This window comes from Shewanella marinintestina (genome assembly GCF_023283845.1).
Lineage (GTDB): Bacteria > Pseudomonadota > Gammaproteobacteria > Enterobacterales > Shewanellaceae > Shewanella > Shewanella marinintestina.
In genome coordinates this window covers 41,304-62,089 of record NZ_JAKILC010000006.1, presented here as the reverse complement: position 1 = coordinate 62,089, position 20,786 = coordinate 41,304, and the positions used below count along the sequence as shown (strand labels likewise).

Annotated in this window: 16 protein-coding genes; 9 read left to right on the top strand and 7 right to left on the bottom strand. The window is 40.7% G+C overall.

The window, feature by feature from the left end; genetic code table 11:
• Window positions 1–45: 45 nt before the first annotated feature.
• Complete coding sequence (gene rdgC / locus L2747_RS08275; protein WP_248998754.1) at window positions 46–957, bottom strand: recombination-associated protein RdgC; 912 nt, start codon at window positions 955–957, stop codon at window positions 46–48.
• Window positions 958–1,246: 289 nt separating this feature from the next.
• Here rdgC and L2747_RS08270 point away from each other — a divergent pair, with 289 nt between their 5' ends.
• The 4 genes from L2747_RS08270 (at window position 1,247) to L2747_RS08255 (ending at window position 5,615) form a co-directional block, all read left to right on the top strand.
• On the top strand, window positions 1,247–2,197 hold the full coding sequence (locus L2747_RS08270) for a porin (protein ID WP_248998596.1): 951 nt from the start codon (window positions 1,247–1,249) through the stop codon (window positions 2,195–2,197).
• Between the two features lie 181 nt (window positions 2,198–2,378).
• Window positions 2,379–3,068 (top strand): phosphate regulon transcriptional regulator PhoB, encoded by a 690-nt coding sequence (phoB, locus tag L2747_RS08265; RefSeq protein WP_220783024.1) that lies wholly within the window; start codon window positions 2,379–2,381, stop codon window positions 3,066–3,068.
• Window positions 3,069–3,138: 70 nt separating this feature from the next.
• Window positions 3,139–4,449, top strand: a complete 1,311-nt coding sequence (gene phoR / locus L2747_RS08260; protein ID WP_248998595.1) for a phosphate regulon sensor histidine kinase PhoR — start codon at window positions 3,139–3,141, stop codon at window positions 4,447–4,449.
• A gap of 194 nt (window positions 4,450–4,643) precedes the next feature.
• Complete coding sequence (locus tag L2747_RS08255; RefSeq protein ID WP_248998594.1) at window positions 4,644–5,615, top strand: PstS family phosphate ABC transporter substrate-binding protein; 972 nt, start codon at window positions 4,644–4,646, stop codon at window positions 5,613–5,615.
• A gap of 73 nt (window positions 5,616–5,688) precedes the next feature.
• Here the strand turns inward: L2747_RS08255 and L2747_RS08250 are convergent, their stop codons facing one another.
• A complete protein-coding gene (locus tag L2747_RS08250; RefSeq protein WP_248998593.1) occupies window positions 5,689–6,573 on the bottom strand; it encodes a collagenase in 885 nt (294 codons plus the stop codon).
• A 142-nt stretch (window positions 6,574–6,715) separates the two neighbouring features.
• Between L2747_RS08250 and L2747_RS08245 the strand changes: the two genes are divergently transcribed.
• Window positions 6,716–8,500: a M1 family metallopeptidase gene (locus tag L2747_RS08245; protein WP_248998592.1), complete on the top strand. Its 1,785-nt coding sequence runs from the start codon at window positions 6,716–6,718 to the stop codon at window positions 8,498–8,500.
• Window positions 8,501–11,093: 2,593 nt separating this feature from the next.
• Here the strand turns inward: L2747_RS08245 and L2747_RS08240 are convergent.
• Entirely contained in the window at window positions 11,094–11,576 is a 483-nt protein-coding gene (locus L2747_RS08240; protein WP_248998591.1) for a glutathione peroxidase, read from the bottom strand.
• A gap of 363 nt (window positions 11,577–11,939) precedes the next feature.
• Between L2747_RS08240 and L2747_RS08235 the strand changes: the two genes are divergently transcribed.
• Together L2747_RS08235 and L2747_RS08230 are read left to right on the top strand one after the other, a co-directional pair.
• Complete coding sequence (locus L2747_RS08235) at window positions 11,940–12,479, top strand: YfaZ family outer membrane protein (protein ID WP_248998590.1); 540 nt, start codon at window positions 11,940–11,942, stop codon at window positions 12,477–12,479.
• 366 nt (window positions 12,480–12,845) lie between these two features.
• A complete protein-coding gene (locus tag L2747_RS08230; protein WP_248998589.1) occupies window positions 12,846–14,528 on the top strand; it encodes a 7TM diverse intracellular signaling domain-containing protein in 1,683 nt (560 codons plus the stop codon).
• Between the two features lie 62 nt (window positions 14,529–14,590).
• On the opposite strand, the gene L2747_RS08225 is transcribed toward L2747_RS08230, so the two are convergent.
• The 3 genes from L2747_RS08225 to L2747_RS08215 all read right to left on the bottom strand — a co-directional run bounded on the left by L2747_RS08225 (window position 14,591) and on the right by L2747_RS08215 (window position 17,299).
• A complete protein-coding gene (locus L2747_RS08225) occupies window positions 14,591–14,767 on the bottom strand; it encodes a hypothetical protein (RefSeq protein WP_248998588.1) in 177 nt (58 codons plus the stop codon).
• A gap of 229 nt (window positions 14,768–14,996) precedes the next feature.
• Window positions 14,997–16,343, bottom strand: coding sequence for an RsmB/NOP family class I SAM-dependent RNA methyltransferase (locus L2747_RS08220; protein WP_248998587.1), 1,347 nt, complete (start codon window positions 16,341–16,343; stop codon window positions 14,997–14,999).
• 278 nt (window positions 16,344–16,621) lie between these two features.
• Complete coding sequence (locus tag L2747_RS08215; RefSeq protein ID WP_248998586.1) at window positions 16,622–17,299, bottom strand: DUF2461 domain-containing protein; 678 nt, start codon at window positions 17,297–17,299, stop codon at window positions 16,622–16,624.
• 171 nt (window positions 17,300–17,470) lie between these two features.
• Between L2747_RS08215 and L2747_RS08210 the strand changes: the two genes are divergently transcribed.
• Window positions 17,471–17,923 (top strand): YaiI/YqxD family protein, encoded by a 453-nt coding sequence (locus L2747_RS08210; protein WP_248998585.1) that lies wholly within the window; start codon window positions 17,471–17,473, stop codon window positions 17,921–17,923.
• Window positions 17,924–18,008: 85 nt separating this feature from the next.
• On the opposite strand, the gene L2747_RS08205 is transcribed toward L2747_RS08210, so the two are convergent.
• A complete protein-coding gene (locus L2747_RS08205) occupies window positions 18,009–20,096 on the bottom strand; it encodes a putative Ig domain-containing protein (RefSeq protein ID WP_248998584.1) in 2,088 nt (695 codons plus the stop codon).
• Between the two features lie 470 nt (window positions 20,097–20,566).
• Here L2747_RS08205 and L2747_RS08200 point away from each other — a divergent pair, with 470 nt between their 5' ends.
• On the top strand, window positions 20,567–20,773 hold the full coding sequence (locus tag L2747_RS08200; RefSeq protein WP_248998583.1) for an AbrB/MazE/SpoVT family DNA-binding domain-containing protein: 207 nt from the start codon (window positions 20,567–20,569) through the stop codon (window positions 20,771–20,773).
• Window positions 20,774–20,786 lie beyond the last annotated feature (13 nt).

The window sequence follows — 20,786 nt, the reverse complement described above, 5'->3', positions numbered from 1 at the left end:
GCGCCATATAGGCGCCTTTTTTTATATGATTACTAGGGATATATTTTAAATGCTATCTTCTAGACCGCCAAGCGCTTCAACAGTTGCATTAATAAGTGCAATTAACTCGCTGCTCATTAGGGCGAAGTCAGCGTCTAATCTTGCCATTGGGTCATCATTACCTAAATCATCGTTACCCGCTCTAAATTCTTCAGAGAATTTAAGACGTTTGATAGCCGCATCTGATTGCAGTAAGAAAGCAATTGATTGACCAAAATGCAACGCAAGCTTATGCACTTGTTTACCGACTTCAATGTGCGCTAGTACTTCATTTTCGCTCAGGTCTTGCTGTTTAAAGCGAACAATACCGCCTTCATCTGAATCGCTCTTAAGTTCAGCCTCATCTTGCATTTCAAAAGCTGCAGGCGTTTTACCTTCTTTTAGCCATTCAGTGAGCTGAGTTTCGATTGGTGTTTTAAAGCTCATTGGAATGATAGGCAATGTGCCAATAGCTTTACGCAGTAGCGCCATTAACTCTTCAGACTTAGCTGCACTTGAGCTGTCAACAAGTACCATTTGAATTTCTGGCAATATAAGTGCGCGAATTTGGCTACGACGTGAGAAAGCACGCGGAAGCAGAGTCGTGGTGATCTCGTCTTTTAGCGCATCTTTTTCTTTCTTGGCTAATTTACGGTTTTCTTCAGCTTCAATTTGGCTTACTTTTTCTTCAAGAGCTTCTTTTACCACTTGCGAAGGTAAAATCTTTTCTTCTTTAGTCGCACAAACTAAATGTCTGTCACCAGCGGTATGAATAAGCGTTTCGCCGTGCTTACCCATAGCTTTAGAAAATCCAAACTTACTAATATCTTGGCTTGAGCAAGGAGAGAAAGTGAAGTCTTCCAGTGATTTTTCTAGTGAATCAGGGTCAACAGAGAAAGGCTTGTTAAAGCGGTATACAGTTAGATTTTTAAACCACATAGATAAATGCTCAGTCAAAATTAAAGGCGCAGTGTAAGCCATTGTTGGGTTCTGGTAAACCGCCTCAATGGCATCTGACTCGTTAGTAATATGACAATTCATTAAAGTGTCACATTTCTAAAACCTTTGCTCAAAGCCTTGGTAGTGCTGGTTCTGCTCAATTGTGTTGCTGGAAATTTAATAATCCGCCCTTGATTAACCTTTTGCTGAAATAAAAATGCAACAAATCATCTTCATTATGGCGCTCGTCCAAACCAATAACCAAGACGAATAACGTCAAAAGGATTAAATGATGAACGTTTTTTGTAAAACTCTACTAGCTTCAGCTCTTGCAACAGCAACACTTTCTTCTGCCTATGCTGCGGATCCGCTAACGGTATACGGTAAGCTAAATGTAACTGCGCAGTCTAACGACGAAAATGATGAGTCAACAACGACTATTCAATCTAATGCTTCTCGTTTTGGTGTTAAAGGCGCTTTTGAGTTAAGTAGCTCTTTAGAAGCGTTTTACACTGTAGAATATGAAGTTGATACTGGCGATAGTGACAAAGATAACTTCAAGGCGCGTAATCAATTTGTTGGGCTTAGAGGCAACTTCGGTGCTTTCTCTGTCGGCCGTAATGACACTATGCTTAAAGCTTCACAGGGTAAGGTTGATCAATTCAATGACCTTTCAGGTGACTTAAAGAACCTGTTCAAAGGTGAAAACCGTATCGAACAAACTGCGACATACATTACGCCATCATTTAGCGGATTTAAAATGGGTGTAACTTACGCTGCAGAAGGTGCAAGCTCTCAGTATGCACAAGACGGTTTCAGTGTTGCAGCTATGTATGGTGATTCAGGACTTAAAAAGTCACCAATCTACGCGTCTATTGCCTACGACTCAGACGTTAAAGGCTATGAAGTTGTTCGTGCAACGGTGCAAGGTAAAATCGCAGGCTTTAAACTAGGCGGTATGTATCAGCAGCAAGAAGCAACTTATGACGGTGAAGGTAATGCGGTAATTGGCGCTGAAAGCAAGACGGGTTACTTATTAAGTGCCGCTTATCAAATTGACGCTGTTGTATTAAAAGCCCAGTTCCAAGACATGGAAGATAAAGGTGATTCATGGTCTATTGGTGGGGACTATAAGCTTGGTAAACCAACTAAGTTATTTGCTTTCTATACAAGCCGTTCTTTTGAAAATATTGAAAATGATGATAGCTACTTTGGTGTAGGTCTTGAGCACAAGTTCTAAGACGACAAAGTGCAAATATAAAAGGGACTTCGGTCCCTTTTTTGATCTATTGATATAAGCTAAAAATAATATTTATGACAAAAATAATGCTTAATGTGGCAAAATATCTGAGTGTTTAATATTAATGTCATAAAAGTGACCAATAATAGTATCGTAGAAATTCACTGATAGAAGATCGATTATGACTGCAAGGATTTTGATAGTTGAAGATGAGTTAGCCATTCGTGAGATGCTAACTTTTGTTTTGGAACAGCATGGTTATACAACTGTAGCCGCTGAGGATTATGACTCGGCGCTTGATATGTTAACTGAGCCATACCCTGATCTTGTGTTACTTGATTGGATGTTCCCAGGTGGCAGTGGTATTCAATTAGCGAAACGTCTACGTCAAGACGAATTCACTCGTCATATTCCTATCATTATGTTGACGGCTCGTGGTGAAGAGGAAGATAAAGTGAGAGGGCTAGAAGTTGGCGCCGATGACTTTATTACTAAGCCATTTTCTCCTAAAGAGTTAGTTGCACGGATTAAGGCTGTAATGCGTCGTAGTGCGCCGACTTGTTTAGAAGATCTCATTGATGTCCAAGGCTTACAGTTAGACCCTGTAAGTCACCGTGTCACAGTTGGTGATGAAGTTTTGGATATGGGGCCTACGGAGTTTCGTTTGTTGCATTTCTTTATGACCCACCAAGAGCGCGTTTATAGCCGTGAGCAGTTATTAGATAATGTTTGGGGTACCAACGTTTATGTTGAAGATCGCACTGTTGATGTACACATTCGCCGTCTTAGAAAAGCGGTGACTCAATCAGGCCATGACCGCTTAATTCAAACCGTTCGCGGCGCAGGCTACCGCTTCTCTACCAGACTTTAGTATAGGCACAAGGTCACTTTTGCGTTACCTTGTGCCAAGTCCTCCTATATGGTCGTAATATTGGTTAAATATGTTTGATTCATATTCTGGGTACCGTCTAATTTCTCGGCTAGTAATTTATCTAAGCTTATGTTTATTAGCTGGGTTATTAGTCGGTGAAGTCGTTTGGGTGCTATTTCTCGGCTCGCTCTCCCTGTTAGTTTGGCATTATCGTCAGCTATCACGATTAAATTTTTGGCTGTGGCACGATCGTCGCCTTACCCCCCCTAATGGCAGTGGCAGTTGGGAAGGGGTGTTTAACGGGATTTATCGCTTGCAGGGCAAAAACCGTAAACGCGTATCGCAACTCGCATTTTTACTTGGGCGCTTTAGACAAGGCGCCGAAGCACTGCCCGATGCCGCGGTAGTGCTAGATTCTGAACACAATATTTTATGGTGTAATAAGTTAGCGCAGCTATTACTTGGTTTTGTTTGGCCGCAAGATAATGGTCAGCGCATTGATAACCTTATTCGTCATCCAGATTTCTCTGCTTACTTGAAACAAAAAGAGTACCAAGAGCCGCTAGAGTTGGCATCGCCACAGTCGGACGGTCATATTCTTGAGATCCGGATCATGGGTTACGGTGCAGGGCAGTTGCTATTGATCGCACGTGATATTACCCGTGTTCGTCAGTTAGAGGGGATGCGAAAAGAGTTTGTGGCTAACGTTTCTCATGAGTTGAAAACTCCACTAACGGTATTGCAAGGCTATTTAGAAATGATGCAGTCAATGGCAGAACCAGATTCGCCCAATATCCGCGCGATGGAGCAGATGCAGCAACAAACAACCCGTATGCGCTCTATGGTTGAGCAATTACTAGCACTGTCGCGGATTGAAGATGCCAGTGATGTCAATTTAGAAGTTAAAGTGAGCATGGCGCAGATGATGGATATCTTACGTGATGAGGCGCTAGCGTTGGCACAAGAGCAGTATGAGGTGAGTTTTTACTGTGAGCCAGGCTTAGATGTTTACGGCAACGAGCTTCAGTTGAGGAGTGTGTGCTCTAACCTGATTTCGAATGCGATTCGTTATACCGAGCCTGGCGGCAAGATAGACATAAGCTGGCGTAAGATAGCCTCTGGTGGCTTATTTAGCGTTAAAGATAATGGTGAAGGCATTGCACCGCAGCATATAGGCCGCTTAACCGAGCGCTTTTATCGAGTTGATAGTGCACGTTCGCGCCAAAGTGGTGGCACCGGCTTGGGGCTCGCAATTACTAAGCATGCTCTGAACCATCATCAAAGTGAGCTTAATATTGCCAGCCAATTGGGTAAGGGGAGTACATTTAGTTTTGTGATCCCGCCTAACTTGATTGAGTTTAATCAACAAGATCGTGCTTAGTTGAGCGAGGTTGGAATAGAAATTTTAAAATAAATTTCACATAAAAACAGGCTTTTGCCTGTTTTTTTATATTTAAATTAAAAATAAGCTGGTTTGTCATCGAAGTGTCACTTAGGAGTAATAGACTTGTCATCATTGAAGTCAATACTGACAGCGTTTTAAGAAACTAAGATAGCTAAACACTGGAGCAAAGAATGAAACTGAAACAACTTGTTGGCGCGGTAAGCTTTACTGCAGCGACTGTATTTTCTGCAGCATCAATGGCTGCAATCGACCAGTCTTTACCAACTTACGAAAAGACTAGCGGCGTGTCAGGTAACTTATCTTCTGTTGGCTCAGATACATTAGCTAACATGATGACGTTGTGGGCAGAAGACTTTAAACAGCTATATCCAAACGTAAATATTCAGATCCAGGCGGCGGGCTCTTCTACTGCGCCACCAGCTTTGACTGAAGGTACATCTCAGTTCGGTCCAATGAGCCGTAAGATGAAGCCTAATGAAATTGAAGCATTTGAAAAGCATTACGGTTATCAGCCAACAGCTATTCGCGTTGCAATCGATGCACTAGCAGTATTTGTGCATAAAGATAACCCAATTGAAGGCATGAGCATCGAGCAGATCGATGGTATCTTTTCTTCAACAGATAAGTGTGGTGGTGGCGACATTCAGCGCTGGGGAGAAGCAGGCTTAGACGGTAACTGGGCAGCTAAAGATATTCAGCTTTATGGTCGTAACTCTGTATCAGGCACTTATGGTTACTTTAAAAAGAAAGCACTTTGTAAAGGTGACTTCAAAGCAAACGTAAACGAGCAACCAGGTTCAGCATCAGTGGTTCAGTCTGTTTCGCAATCTCTTAATGCGATTGGCTACTCAGGCATTGGTTACAAGACTGCAGGCGTTAAAGCCGTGGCTATCTCTAAGAAAGGCACTAACTACGTTGCAGCAACAGCAGAAAATGCGGCAACAGGTAAGTACCCACTTTCTCGTTACTTATACGTATATGTAAACAAGCACCCGAACAAAGACTTAGCGCCAATGGATCGTGAGTTCATCCGTTACGTGTTATCTATGCAAGGTCAGAAGATTGTTGAAAAAGATGGTTACGTTGCACTTCCAAGCAGCGTTATCGCAAAAGACCTAGCTAAAGCAGGCATTCGTCTTTAATAGTGAATATCTAAGCGATAAAAAAGGCCTCAAATGAGGCCTTTTTTATGTCTTATTTTTAATCAATACATCGCTATTTGGTCGTTGACTTTAGCTGTTTAAGCCACGCATCAAATTCAGCATCCATCGATGTACCCCAGTCCGTAAGCAAAGCCTGGTAACGTGGGTAATCACCTGTTCGGGTAAAGCCAAGCATGCTATCGACTTTGTCTTTATGGTTCTCAATCATAAAACGCACCGCTAAATAACCCCAACGATAAACTCTGTCTGTACCGCCGTTTTTTTCATAGCTAGTGTTGAATATATCGCTGAGTGGATAGCTTTGTTTATTGCCGATTAATGCTATGGCTTTTGGGTTGTTATCGCCCACCGATATGTATTCTGCAACGCCTTCACTCCACCATACCGTATGTGGATAAAGCGGAGCCGGTTTAGGACAGTATTCTGGGCCACTGTGTGAGTCGTGCAGTGACAGGCAAAAGTCACCATAAAGGTTAAACCGGCCATCGAGGTAGTGCACATATTCGTGGGCGAGGTTCCATACTTGGCCCTTTTTTTCATAAGCGACAAACTCCGCTTGATTGTCACTTTTCCAAGGTAAACCTTCTAGGTACATTCCACCGTTATCGCTTGGCACATCAAAATGTTGAGTGACATGTTCTACATAATCTTCTCTAGAGTGGTAAACATTGGCGCGCATGTTGTGGTTATTATCGTTGGCGACAGGTTTGTTTAACGTACCAAAGAGCTGGTGGAAATTAGCTTCTTGAGTCTGTAATAGCTGACAAGCATCGCTTATTTGCTGTTTAGTCAGGGCTTGTGAGCGAATGACAATGGTATCGCTACAGGCATGGCTTTGGCTGAGCACTGCGTCAATATTGGCTTTAGGCTCTGCTTGTGCAGCAAAGGGCAGTGCCGTAATAAGCGCTAAAGGCAATAGGGTATGTTTATTTTTCATGAGGGTTTCTCTGATTTGTTATTTTGCATACAATATTCAGTAGTGTTTCATTTAGCTGTAATGATGTCAAACTGGGCTTTTATTCCCGCGAAATAGCGCTAAAATGCAACAAATTAATCAGTGACTTAAAAAAGGATATGCCGTGTTAAAGCAATGGGATAATAATCATGACTACCACTCGTTTGCCAATAGCGATGAGGTTAAAGTTAACCACCTTTCGTTATCACTGACGACAAATTTCGAGACTAAGCAACTTACTGGACAGGTCGAGTTAACACTTGAGTATATAAACTCTCAGGCCACTGAGTTATGGCTTGATACCCGTGATTTAACAATTACGGCAGTTTTGTCTGCTGCTGGCGAAGCGCTTGAATATTGTCTCGATAAGCAAAATGACACCCTAGGTCAACGGCTCAATATTCAATTGGCAACAGCGACGACACATGTGGTGATCCATTATCATACCTCGCCTCAAGCTCAAGGTTTGCAGTGGTTAACACCAGAACAAACCAGTGGCAAACAACTGCCTTTTTTGTTTAGCCAGTCGCAGCCAATTAATGCGCGTAGCTGGATCCCTTTGCAAGATACACCTAAGGCGAGAATCACCTTTGATGCGGTTATAAACGTGCCTCAAGGTATGCGTGCAGTGATGAGTGCAATGAATGATGCTAGCGCAGAGCTTAATGGGGTATTTACATTTACCATGGAGAAACCCATGCCGACTCATTTGTTGGCAGTTGCTGTAGGGGATATTGCTTTTGGTGAACTAGGAGCACGTACTGGGGTTTACGCTGAACCTGAAATGCTCGCTGCTGCAGTGGCAGAGTTTGAAGACACAGAGAGCATGGTTGCTGTGGCTGAATCTCTACTTGGCCCATATCAATGGGGCCGATATGACATGCTGGTATTACCACCGAGCTTTCCCTTCGGCGGCATGGAAAATCCACGCTTGGCGTTTATGACACCAACATTAATCGCGGGTGATAAGAGCTTAGTTTCAACGGTTGCCCACGAGCTTGCTCATTCGTGGACAGGGAATTTAGTCAGTAACGCTACTTGGCGCGATTTATGGTTAAACGAGGGTTTTACCACGTATTTTACCAATCGCATTGTTGAAGCTGTCTATGGCAAAGAGTTAGCTGAGCTTGAAGTGGTACTTGAAAATGGCCGTTTACAAGAAGCCATTTCAGCTACGCCTATCGCGCAACAGACATTGCCAGCCAACATGCAAGATCAAGATCCTAATGAAGCCTTTAATCGTTTTACCTATGACAAGGCATCAATGTTTGTGCATGACTTAGAAAAGCGTTTAGGTCGTGAGGCCTTTGATAAGTTCTTATTTGATTATGTACAGGCATTTGCGTTTGAAGCCATCACCACTGAAACCTTTATTGATTATGCTAAACAAACCTTGTTAAAGCAGCACAGCGATAAAATCACTGAAACTGAGCTATTGCAGTGGGTTTATGGTGAAGGCATGCCGAGCTGGTTTGTTGCGCCAACTTCAAACAGTTTAGTTAAGGTCACTATGGCGCTGCGAGCATTTGATGACGGGGCTGCAGCAAGCAGTCTAATGACCCAGGGCTGGCGTGTGCACCATTGGCAGTACTTCTTGAACAACTTACCAGAGCAAGTCTCTCATCAAGCCTTGAGTGATTTAGACTATACCTTTGAATTTACCCAATCAACTAATGCTGAAATTGCTTTTGACTGGTTTAGAGTCGCTGTCCGCAATCGCTATCAAAGCGTTTTGCCTTATGTAGAAGCTTATCTTATTAAAATCGGCCGAGGTAAATTTGTTAAGCCACTTTATGCCGAGTTAGTGAGTGCGGGTTTTGCGGTTGATGCCAAGCAAATTTACGCTAAAGCACGTGAGGGTTACCATCCGTCAATAGCGGTTATGCTGGATCAGCAGTTATTGAAGTAGTGTAAATTAGCAACGCTAGCCTATTTAGGGCTTGAGTTATTAGCAAAAAGGCAAAAAAATGGCAACCCAATGGGTTGCCATAAAAATATCTAACTCGGGATAAACTTTGTGCGCTAGCTAAAAGCTTATTCCGAAGGGCAAACCGAGTAGGGATGCCAAGGGAATGATGATGAACAATGAAACTAGCCTGAAAAGCTAAGGTTAAACCAAGATGACTAGTTAACAGTCATTTTCATTTAACGAGAATCGGTTCATATAGTCAGAGTGGTTATTTGCCTGTTAGTTCCCAGAACTTAGCAATAAAAGTAAAATTATTTCCAGGTAATAATTTAAGTGCTTTAAATACAACATTTTAGTTGTCTGTTTGATTTTGCTTTTAATCCAGAACCAAATTGAAACTCCGTTCATCATTAACGCTTAGACGCTGGCGAAGGTATTATAAGTAGCCTTGTTCACTGCCATTTGCCTTGTGACATCTAAGCCGTTTTAGAAAGTAGAGGTTATGGTAAAGCTGAGGCCGTTACGCGGTAAGGTTAGTCTTGAAATTTAAAGGTAAAAAAATGGCAACCCAATGGGTTGCCATAAAAATATCTAAATCGGAATAAACTTTGTGCGCTAGCTAAAGATTTATTCCTAAGGGCAAGCCGAGTAGGAATGCCAAGGGAATGATGATGAACAATGAAACTAAGCTCTAAGAGCTAAAGTTAAACCAAGATTACTGATTTACAGCAATTTTCATTTAACGAGAATCGGTTCATATAGTAAGAGTCGTAAACTTTCAATTAGTTCCCAGTTAATAGTGAAAAATGTATTGTTTTTCTATTTTAAGCTTAAGTATCTGTATTTTAATATGGTTTAAACTATGCGTTTTTATTTTTTGCGACCAGTAAAGCCTACGTTGTTGGCCAATATTTGACATAAGCTAAATAGCTATCGTTGGCGATGAGCAGTAATTGTGGGCTGAGATTATGACCTTGCAGAGAGCCTGGATATGGTAAAAGTCCACCAGTAGAAATTTGGTGTGAAAGGGTAAAAAAAAGGCAACCCAATGGGTTGCCATAATAATATCTAACTAGAAATAAACCTTGATGCGCTAGCGTAACGTTTATTCCTAAGGGCAAACCGAGTAGGGATGCCAAGGGAATGATGATGAACAATGAAACTAAGCTGCAGGAGCTAATGTTAAGCCAATATAAAAGTGTTCGAATCTTATATATTCACTTAACGAGAATCGGTTCATATATTCAGAGTCCCTAATTCCTATTTAGTTCCCAAGAAGTGACTATAAAAGTATATTCTATTTTTCAACTGTGCTTTAGTCGTTGTATTTAAAGCCTATTCTGCTTTGTTTTTTATTGGGTATGGCTTTGCTTTTTCATCTATAGTCATAAATATTGATAGCATGTCGGCAATAGTCATGGCAAAGGAGAGGGTTATAATGAGTCAAAGTTTGGTAGAAAGGTTAGCGAATAGCTAAAAAAAATGGCAACCCAAAGGGTTGCCATAACAATATCTAATTTGGAGTTAGTCGTTGTGCGCTAGCTTAACGTTTACTCCGAAGGGCAAACCGAGTAGGGATGCCAAGGGAATGATGATGAACAATGAAACTAAGCTGCAGGAGCTAATGTTAAGCCAATATGTAAGGGTTAAGTCTTAAATATTCACTCAACGAGAATCGGTTCATATAGTCAGAGTCCGATTAAATAAAATAGTTCCCAAGGTTGAATAGTTTTATTCATCCTTACACCTAAGATAGATGGAAGTTGCTGTTAAGTTGTTGATTCTATTTGTTTATTTGTTTATTTGTTTATTTGTTTATTTGTTTATTTGTTTATTTGTTTATTTGTTTGTTTTTTATTTATTTTTAATTTTTATGCGCTGTGGTTAAAGAGTGGCTCGTTGTTGATGTTATTCATATCGATTACGGCTTTATGCGTACTCAAGTAGGAAGCTTAACGAGTTTTTATCTCTTTAAGTATTATTTTGATTAGACGAGACTTTTGAACTTGTGAGTGAAGCAAAATAAAACTAACCGAAGAGGTTCTGTTGAGTAATCAAAGCCTAAATTCAAAGTAAAAAAATGGCAACCCAAAGGGCTGCCATAACAATATCTAAGTAAGAATAAGTCTTTGTGCGCTAGCTAAACACTTATCGTTACAGGCAAACCTAACTAGAATGCCAAGGAGAATGATGATGAACAATGAAACTAGCTATAAAGCTAATGTTAAGCCAACAAATAAGTATTTAATTCTTAAATGTTCCCTATAACGCGAATCGGTTCATGTAGTCAGAGTGCATAGAGCTCGATAAGTTCAATATCGCAACAAGTTTTCTATCATTAGTTTATAAAATGCTTTTAAATGAAGGCAGTAAAACTGCAGGGATAAAGGCAAAAAAAGGGCAACCCAAGGGGTTGCCAGGTTGATCTACATTGAGATCAAGGGGGCTGCGCTAGAAGCCCCAGGGAGAATGATGAACATGAAAAATATCCAATGCTCACAAAGTTAGAGACGGTTTAATAGATAAAGTTCAAAAAAATAAGCGATAAAAAATGATTTTTTTTTGTGCAAATTTAAGCCTATGACTTATCAGGTTAAAGTAGATCTATAATATCTTTTTCTAGAGCCATAGGTTTGGTGGTTGGTGCAAATCTCTGCACGACTTGGCCCTGTCTGTTGACTAAGAATTTTGTAAAATTCCATTTGATTTTTTCAGAGCCTAATAGACCTTTTGCTTCTCGTTTTAAGTAGGCGTAAAGCGGTGCTGAATTGTCGCCATTGACTTCAATCTTTTCAAACAGCGGAAAGGTTACACCAAAGTTTAACTCACAGAATGAGCTAATCGATTGGCTATCGCCCTTCTCTTGATTACCAAATTGATTACATGGGAACCCGAGGATCACTAGACCTTGGTTTTGATATTTTTGATAGAGAGCTTCGAGATCTTTGTATTGGGGAGTAAATCCACATTCACTGGCTGTATTCACTATAAGAATAACTTTGTCTTTGTAGTCGGCAAGGGGAACCGTTTGTCCTTGAATATTGTTAGCCGAAAAGTCATAGACTGTCTTTGTCATCGTTAGCTCCTTAGGTGTTTATTGTTGATTTAAGGTTGTATTTTGTTACTCAGTATACCTTTATATAATTTAATTCACTCAACAAGAAATAAACTTTTAATTAGCCCTAAGAATTTCTAGCTATAACTGGTTAGATAATTGTAATCATAGCCAATCTTCAGCCTTTAAACTGATATGGGATCGATTATTTTCTCTTGTGTTGTCACCCCTTGTTGCAAGTGTATGGTTTTCGTTTTTTTAGTTGCGATCAGGTTTGGTTAATGTAGGCTTTTCAATAAATCTTTCTCTAAAAATTAGGTTTATCTAAAAAGCTAAGATCAGTTTGTGTATGCTCTTGGCAAAGTTAAAATACAGAGACATTTAATGACTAGGAAATCCCTATTAGCCGCAATTTTACTTTCGGCTTTTTCAATTAATGCAAGTGCAACAGACTTCACATTTGGCTTAAATGACGACATGTTGTCGACTGAATTGCAGTTTGATGTCAATAAAGATGTAAACGCATCTGTAGAATATATTTATGCGGATACTGGCGGGCAAATGTTATCTGGTGCTATGCACGTTGCACATGATGCGGGGATCCACCACTTTGAATTAGGCGCTAAATTTTCACAAGTCTGGTCTGATAGAAGCCCGAATGGTAATTTTGTTGGGATTGGCGGTCGTTATGCATTACATTTAGGCTCAAATGTATCATTACAAGGTTCAGGCTATTATTCTCCTTCAGTCTTATCTTTTGGTGATATTGATGGATCTTGGCAGTTTGATGGAAAAGTGCAATACGCGCTTAATCCGGCATTGGCATTATTTGTAGGCTATAGAAATATTCGCCTGCAATATGATGAGCAATCTAACTCAACGCTAGACTCCGGCTTTTATCTAGGCGCAAAAGCATCTTTTTAATGCATTATCGGAGTAATTAATCGGTCTACTATAGCTAAGTCGATGCAAAATCAACTTAGCTATTTTTTGCAATGAGCTAAATAATTCGCTGCTCATTTGTTCCACACTCATTATCTTTCCTGCTATTAACCCCAACATTCGCCATAGAAAAACAGCTCGCCGCTGGCAATAATCTCCACAATAATTCACTAAAGAACGTTAATTTTCTAGATCAATGGCATTCAGTCTCTCCATTAAATACCTTAAGAAAACGCTCTATGACTAATTAAATTGCTGCTTATATAGTGATTCTGTACACTTTGATTGGTATTGCCATTAGAACTGCAGTGGTTATACATTCTAATTAACAGGCGGGTTATTCGAGTAATGCCAATAAAAATAATATTACTGCTATTGATGCTGGCGTACAGTGGACTAACAACGGCTGAGCAAAGGGCGATTATAGAGCCAACTTTTATATATAATGCGAGTGCTGAAGAATCAGTGCCGCAACGATTTAATGACGTGATGCCTTGGGTTGAAAGTAAAACTGATCTCGACGGTGTTAAGTTGTCGGGTGGTGATTACTGGATGGTGTCAGCGCTTATGGTCAATAGCCAGCAAACTCGCTGGATTGTAAATGTTAAAAACTCCATTATTGAATCTATCGACTACTGGGTCTTAGGCGATGATGGTTCGAGACAACATATCCATAGTGGTTATTACGCTCCTTATGAGTTTTTGTTTAATTACGGCAGAAGCGTCGAGTTAAATATTGGAGTTAACTATTGGTTAGTTACGCGTTTCGATAGCCGTTACTTTTCTTCTCAACCAAAATTACAATTAGAGGAATATCAGCAATATAGGCTCCAATCCGATATTTATGCGATGTTGGTGTTGTTATGTTTAGGCGGCTTGCTCTTTATCGCTATTTACAATGGGCTTATCTATTTGTCTATTAAAGATAAAGCATTTCTCTATTACGCGTTATATGTATTGTGCTATGGAGCTGGGTGGGCGCTGACATTTCATATACCGGCTCATCTATTTGATGTTTATGGCTTAGAAGTACACCATCTGTTTTTTATCTCACTGCCTATTTTCAACATATTATTTTATAAACACTTTTTAAAACTTCCTGAGTTGTCTCCTAAATTGTGGCGCTTAAGTTTAGGCTTGCTATGGCTTTGCATCATTGCGCTACCAAGCAGTATTTTTTTGCTGTCATATACAGCTGTAATAGCGTCAGTGTTGATTATGCTTTGGATTGCTCTAGCAATGGTCTGCGGTAATGTGTGTTTATTGAAAGGCTTTTATCCTGCGCGATACTTTTTATTGGCTTTTACCTGCTTATTGTTACCCGCGGTGATGATTTTACCCGGCAATATGGGACTGACTCCGGACTTTTTCGATAACGCTGAGCTAGCGACACTACTTGGTGGCACGGCTGACGCGCTTTTACTGTCTTTTGCTTTGGCTTATAAAATCCGTTTATTGTCAGATGAGAAAGAGCGTCATATTGAAACACTTGAAGTTGCGAGGAAAAATGCCCGTACAGACAAACTAACGGGCTTACTTAATCGTGTTGCTTTTGATGACAATATGAGTAATGGCTTGCCGTTGGGACCTAATGCATCGACGCAGATGTGTTTAGCATTAGTTGCGTTGGAGGGGTTACCGACATTGACTAAGAGGTTAGGGCATAACGAGGTTGATAATCTCATTTGTGGGGTTGCGGATTCTCTTGAGTTGCTTTGTGAACAAAGCTTTTTGCGTGGAGAAAGTCGTGAGTTTTGCCATAACTACCGTATTGCTGAAAATCATTTTGTGATTGTTTGTGAGGCAGAACGTTTTAGTAAGGTTCAGCAACAGATAAAAGAAATTCAGGTGAGTTATTTGGTTGGTCAATATAGCGAAGTAAGTGTGCATATAGGCTGTAGCGTCAACACTGATGCTCGCGATCTTCGCCAATGGTTGAGACAAGCTGAGCACCAGTTATATAGTAACAAGAGTGATAAACGCCGCGAGTTATATACTCAAGCATTACGTCAATCAGGCTCAATTGAATAACCTAAAGTGGCTTTATTCAATTGAGCTTTAATATGTTTTGGCTAAAGGCCCTTGTATTTTATCTAGCTGGCAGGAAAGTTGAGCACTTTGCTCAACTCTTCCTGATACATACGTTTATGATTGTTTCGCTGCTCGCGTTTGCGATACTTTTGACGTTGATTTTTATCGTTTGCTTTATCGTCAAAATCCAACTCGTTTTCCCATTGGCTCTCTTGGTCAAAATCGTAAGTGTTTCTCATACTATTTTCCTAATTGACAGTGACTAGACTATTTGCGGCAGACTCAGTTCGAGGTGATGATTTTCGATAAGCAGGAGTGTAGAAAATTGAAGTGACGCTTCAGTGACAATCTCGTGACAAGCTAATGAAATCCAATTGGTATTAGTTGTGGTTAGGATTAATTAAGGCGGAGTAATACAAAAAACGCCATCAGGGTGATGGCGTTTTTGTATTATGCAGGTGATGATTACTAACGTTTAATCATCTTGGCAACGAACATACCGTCACTATTGGCATCTTGAGGCCAAATGGTTAGCATCTCGACTTGTGTCCCTTTAAAAGGATGAGTTAATGTGCGCAATTCAAACTCTGGGTTTGCATTTAAAAAGGCATTAACAACCTGCTCATTCTCAACTGGTGATAGTGAGCAGGTGGCATATACCAATTGCCCTTGGGCTTTCACGGCTTTTGCACTGCGAGTTAAGATATCCAGTTGTAAAGCATGCTTATCAGTTACTACATTTACGTCATCTAGCCAGCGCATATCGGGGTTACGTCGCCATGTTCCTGTACAACTGCAAGGCGCATCGACTAGAACTCCGTCAAATGTGTTCGCATCTACAGGTAGTGCTTCACTTTTCCACGGCGCAACGTTAATCCCACTAAATCCAGCGCGTTTAGCTCGCTTAGTCAATTCTTCCAGTGGCTTACGACGAATATCTGATGAGATGATGCTGCCATCAGCTTTTGAGTTTTGTCTTAGCATTAATGAGCGTAGTTGCAGGGTTTTTCCGCCAGCACCACTGCAAGTGTCCCACCAATGCTGCTCAGCTTTTGGCGCACAAATTTGGCCAATGACCTGTGAACCTAAATCTTGGATTTCTAGTTCGCCGCGCTGATAAGCGCTAATGGCATTTAAATTGATGCTCTTAAAACCAAGGCTTAATGCATCATCAAAAAATTCGCTAGCAGTTGCTTCAACATCATCTTTTGCAAGCGAGTTAATCAGTTGCTGCTGGCTAAGGGTTTGCGCGCGTGCCCAAATAGGAGGGCGAGAACTCATAGCCTCAACAATTGCAAGTTGCTGAGTGTTGTCAACGTCAGTGACTTGCCAGAACCAATCTGGTAGTAACTGAGTGGTCACTAAGCTCGGCATTTGCAATTGTTGCTGCAGATAAGCACATTTGTCTGTGACGGAGTCTAAGGTGCTCTTTGAAGCTGATAGCTTAAATTGCTCTGATTGATTAGCGAATTCTTGCCAAGCCTCACTAAATTGAGTCCATTTATGTGACTCTAGTTCCGCTACCATCGCTAGACAGGCAAACCAACTCGCATCTTGTTGCTGGCTAGTATGGACCTGTTTAAGCCAGCCCCACCAACGAAAAAGTGCAAACAGACTTTCACGGATCACGCGTCTATCTTTAGAACCGTGTTTTTTATTGGTTCTGAAGTATTCTCCGACAATGCGATCTGCTGGCAGCTTTTCTTGCATCACGCTGGTAAAGAGCTGATGTATAGTGTTGCTGTAGCTTAATGCTCGCTTTTGCGCTGGAGTTTGCGCTTGAAAAGCATCTAGAGGTGATGAAGGTTCTACCATTACTTTGTGCCTGAAGCAGCCACGTTAGGGCTGAAAATAATAACTGGCGCAATTGTAACAGAGATTTAAGCTAAGAGCAGTGTAGCGTACTCGAAAGCCTTAGTTGTGCTGAGATTGACGCGGCAATATTGAGCAGAAGAAAACTCAAATACCTTAGGTTAAACCACTAAATCTTTCATGTTTAACGACTGCCCCAAAACTTCGAGTTGCAGCCGCTAAGCTTTAGCCCCGCGATTTGTTGGGGCTTATTTGACTCAATTGTTCAGTTAGCTAATGTATTAATAGTCTAAATCTAACGCAAAACATAAATACCGCATTAGCTGTTGGCATGCGGCAAACTCTTGGGCACAAGTCTCGGCAAAATCTGCTTGGCATATTTGGTCAATAGTTAACGGCTTAATGGCAATAAAGTCTTTTCGTTTTAATTCATCAAGCATGGGGTGCTGTTTATCGTAACCTTTAGGTGGTCGAATAAGTTGACTGCCTTGCATTTCAAACCCTTTAGCGGTTAATTCGCGCAAGGCTTTTTTATAGCCATTGGGGTTTTCATCTATACAGGTTCGAATGGCGTTGAGTGCTTTTGACTCTGGATGCCAAATCCCTGCACCGATAAAACAGCGGTCATTCGCAATGTGTAGGTAAAGCGCTGGAGCATGTACATCTTTGCCTTGAAAATGCCTAAATTGAATACCGATATTGGTTTTATAAGGCGTTTTATCTTTACTAAATCGACTATCGCGTTGAGGGCGCATCATGCTGCCACCAACCTTTTTAGCTACGGCTGTTAAGCGAGGTGACATCCCTTGAATATGTGGCTGCATAGCCTCGATAAACAATAATGCTGGTGTACGCACCTTATCTTCATACTGTTGTTGATTGGCTTTAAACCACTCTCTGTCGTTATTAACTGAAAGTAGATTTAAAAAATTAAAACATTCAGGAGTAAATACGCTCATAGGAATAACGACCTAGCTGTAATTTATAGAAGAGGCATCTAGCTAAATCATATCTTAGGCGAGGACATTTTATCTAGTGATTATTAGGTACTATGGCTAAGGTAAATGCTCAATAGCTGTTATAATTCTCAGTTGATTTTATATGGCAGCGAGCCAATGTGAGGAGTGGTAATGAAAGTTTGGGTTGATGCTGATGCATGTCCTGGTGTGATCAAAGAGATTTTATTTAGAGTCGCAGATAGAGCTAAAATTGAAGTCACACTGGTGGCTAATCACTGGATGCGTATCCCGCCATCAGCTTATATTAACTTAAAAACCGTTTCTTCGGGCTTTGATGTGGCTGATGACGAAATCGTCAAGCTATTAACCGCTGGCGACTTAGTGATTACGGCTGATATTCCGTTAGCTTCAGAAGTGATAGACAAAGGTGGTGTCGCGCTAAACCCACGCGGTGAGCTATATACTGAGCAAAATATTAAATCGATTTTAAATATGCGTGACTTTATGGACACCATGCGAGCTAGTGGTGTGCAAACTGGTGGGCCTGCAGCAATAGGTGCAAGTGAGAAGCAAGCCTTTGGTAATCAGTTAGACAGATATATTACTAAGCACCATAAGCCTTAAGCAAAGTTGCGGCAAAATAAAAGGAGAACAAATGTTCTCCTTTTTTAATATCCATCTCATTTTTCTAGGCTAATTAGTTACCGAGTTACTCGGTATCAGCTATACCTGTCCACTCGATGTTAGCTTTAATTGGCTCAACAATCGCTGAGTCATCATCTTGGGCTAAATGACCTGTGATGCTGAAAACAGTTTCTACAGGTAGCGCTGTAGGTACAATAAACTGCGCTACACAGTAGTTGAACTCTTCGTTGCCATAGTCAAGTAACTCTGCTGATATGCCGTTTTGCTCCAGACCATTAGCTGTTAGCTGAGGAGCGTAAAATTCACTGACTTCTTCACAAGTAAGGTCTTTACCCTTGTGATCAAAGTACATTTTAACTTTACTGCCTCGCTTGTTCATTTGTAGGCTAATATCAATTAGATTGTATTGACCTACTTCTGCAAGGCTTGGCATTTCTATTGGGAAACTGCGCTCTTCTGCATTGTCATCAGATTCGATGTCTAAACGCTGCTCTGCATCGTCATCATTCTTGAAGAAAGTATAACGTTCGTCATGAATGCTAACGGTTAACGCACCTTCACCAATACCAGCTAACGCTTGCTGTGTGGTTACTTGGTTCGTTTCTAAACCATCGTCGCCATCAAAAGTCGTTTCTAATTTATCACCAGTTACAGTGTAAGTTCCGACTTGTTCTGATGCGTCTTCAGAGCACTCTGTTAGGTTGTTTAGGCTACGTGCATTCATAAACACTTTGCCATCTTCAAACTTGTAGGTTTCACACCAAACGCGGGTAAACTGGTTTACATTATCGGTACCGTCATCGCTACCGTATTCTAGGGCATACCAAGTGTTAGCTTCTAGAGGGTGCAGATCTGGCTCTGGAGTAATATCATTGTTCGCTACACTCACTTTAAGATCGGCTTTAACTGCGGCATTTACACCGTCGTTAGCTGTCACTGAAATAGTGAAATCGCCTGCTAGCTCAGATTTACCTGTTAAGCGTAGGTCGTCTTCTTGTTCAATGTTAAGAGTCACACCTTGCATATCTGTTGTAGCGACTAACTTAAGTGTGTCTTCATCGGTGTCTGTAAATAGGTCATCAAGGTCAATAACTGCATTGATTTCTGAACCTTGAGTGATGTTTAACTCTTTCAGTTCTGCTTCAATTTCTGCTTTTTCTTCGTTATCAATTGTCGGTGCAGTGTTAGGGCTAGTGACTTCTATTTCGATTTCTAGTGGGTACGAACGAGCTCCTTTGCTATCAGTTGCATAAACATGAAGTTCAATTTCACCAGCGTTAACAGGTGTGCCGCTCAGTACGCCAGTTACCTGGTCGAACGCTAGACCGAGTTTAGCCAATGTTTTTCCATCTTCACTTTTAACTGAAATGGTCAATTCATCGCTATCTTTATCGCTAAATGCTGTAAGTAGTTCTATAGGAGTAATGGCTTGTCCTAGAGATACGCTGATCTCTTCAAGCTTATCTTGCTGTTCTTCAGTTAAAGTGATTTGTGGTCTGTGATTTGGTGTAAAGCCATCATTATCAATTACAGGCGCGTAATCTTCTAAATCATCTTTGTTTTCAACCTTGTCAGCAACATCAGAGACTAAATCATCTAGGATACTATCTGTAACGTTGGTGTTTTCAACTTGGGCATCAACTAAAGTTTCAGCGATAACTTTAATACCTTGAGAAAGCTGATCACCGGCATTTGCATCTTTAATATAGTCGCCGAATAACTGTTCAGGCTTGGCATTTAAAGCTGCAAATTGCTCCGCGACTTCTGCTTTTGCATCTTCAGCGGTAACGTTATTAGCTTGCATTTTTTCAACAACAAGATTAGTCATTGGGTTGATAACGCTAGAATTTGCAGGAGCAGCTAGCTCGAAGTCTTTTGCAACAATACCGCGATCGCTATCAAGTGTGGTACCTGCAACAGCTTTAACGCAAATGGTTTGCTCTTGGTATTTGTTATCAACTTTTGCAATACCTTGCTCATTAGTTACGCCAACTTTCGTGTCGCACTTTTCGCCCGCATAAATATCTGCATTAACTAAGTAACCATCAATAGCTTTAACTTCAAACGTTTTTACTGAGTTGTCGTCATCACTGCTACCACAACCTGCGAGAATAATGCCTATAGAGGCGGCAAGTATGCTTAACTTTTTCATTATTAATCCTTAAGAATGAGTCCGTTGACTCTTAGATATGCCATTCGGTAAATAAAGGGCGACAAGATATTAGCAGGGTCAACAAATTGACAAATTGATGAAATTCACATTTACAATTCATAAAATTCAATAAAAGTAGTGACTTATGTGAACCTTGATGTTTTTACATTAATTTGGTGACAGTTATCACTATCTGCTGAGTATATTCCTGTTGGTACTTAATCTTGCTTAAGTCAGGTTTGTTTTAGTGAAAACTCTTTATCATTTTAAAGAGGGCGGATTTTTAATAGTGAAAGCAATTTTTTGTCGCGACTTGTTAGTGAGCTGATTTTAACTTTTAATTTTGCTTGCAAAGTTACTACTATTTTTAAGTTTTGTTGGTAAACAAAGTTAGTGTTGAGCAACGGCTTGCAGCTAGATATTCAACTATAATCCGAAGAGGACGTTAATCGATTAAGTAGGTAAGCATTATGGCTGAACTTAAAGTAGAAGCGATTGGTGGTGGCCTAGGTTTAAAACTGCCCAGAGAAATAGTTGAACAATTGCATGTTCAAGCAGGTGATAGAGTTAGCCTAGAGAAAATGCCTCATGGTTGCTTTCGCTTGGTGACTATTGAAGATAAGCTTGCTGAGCAGATGACAATGATTGAAGACTTTATGCATGAAGAAGATGCCTAGTTTATCAATCACT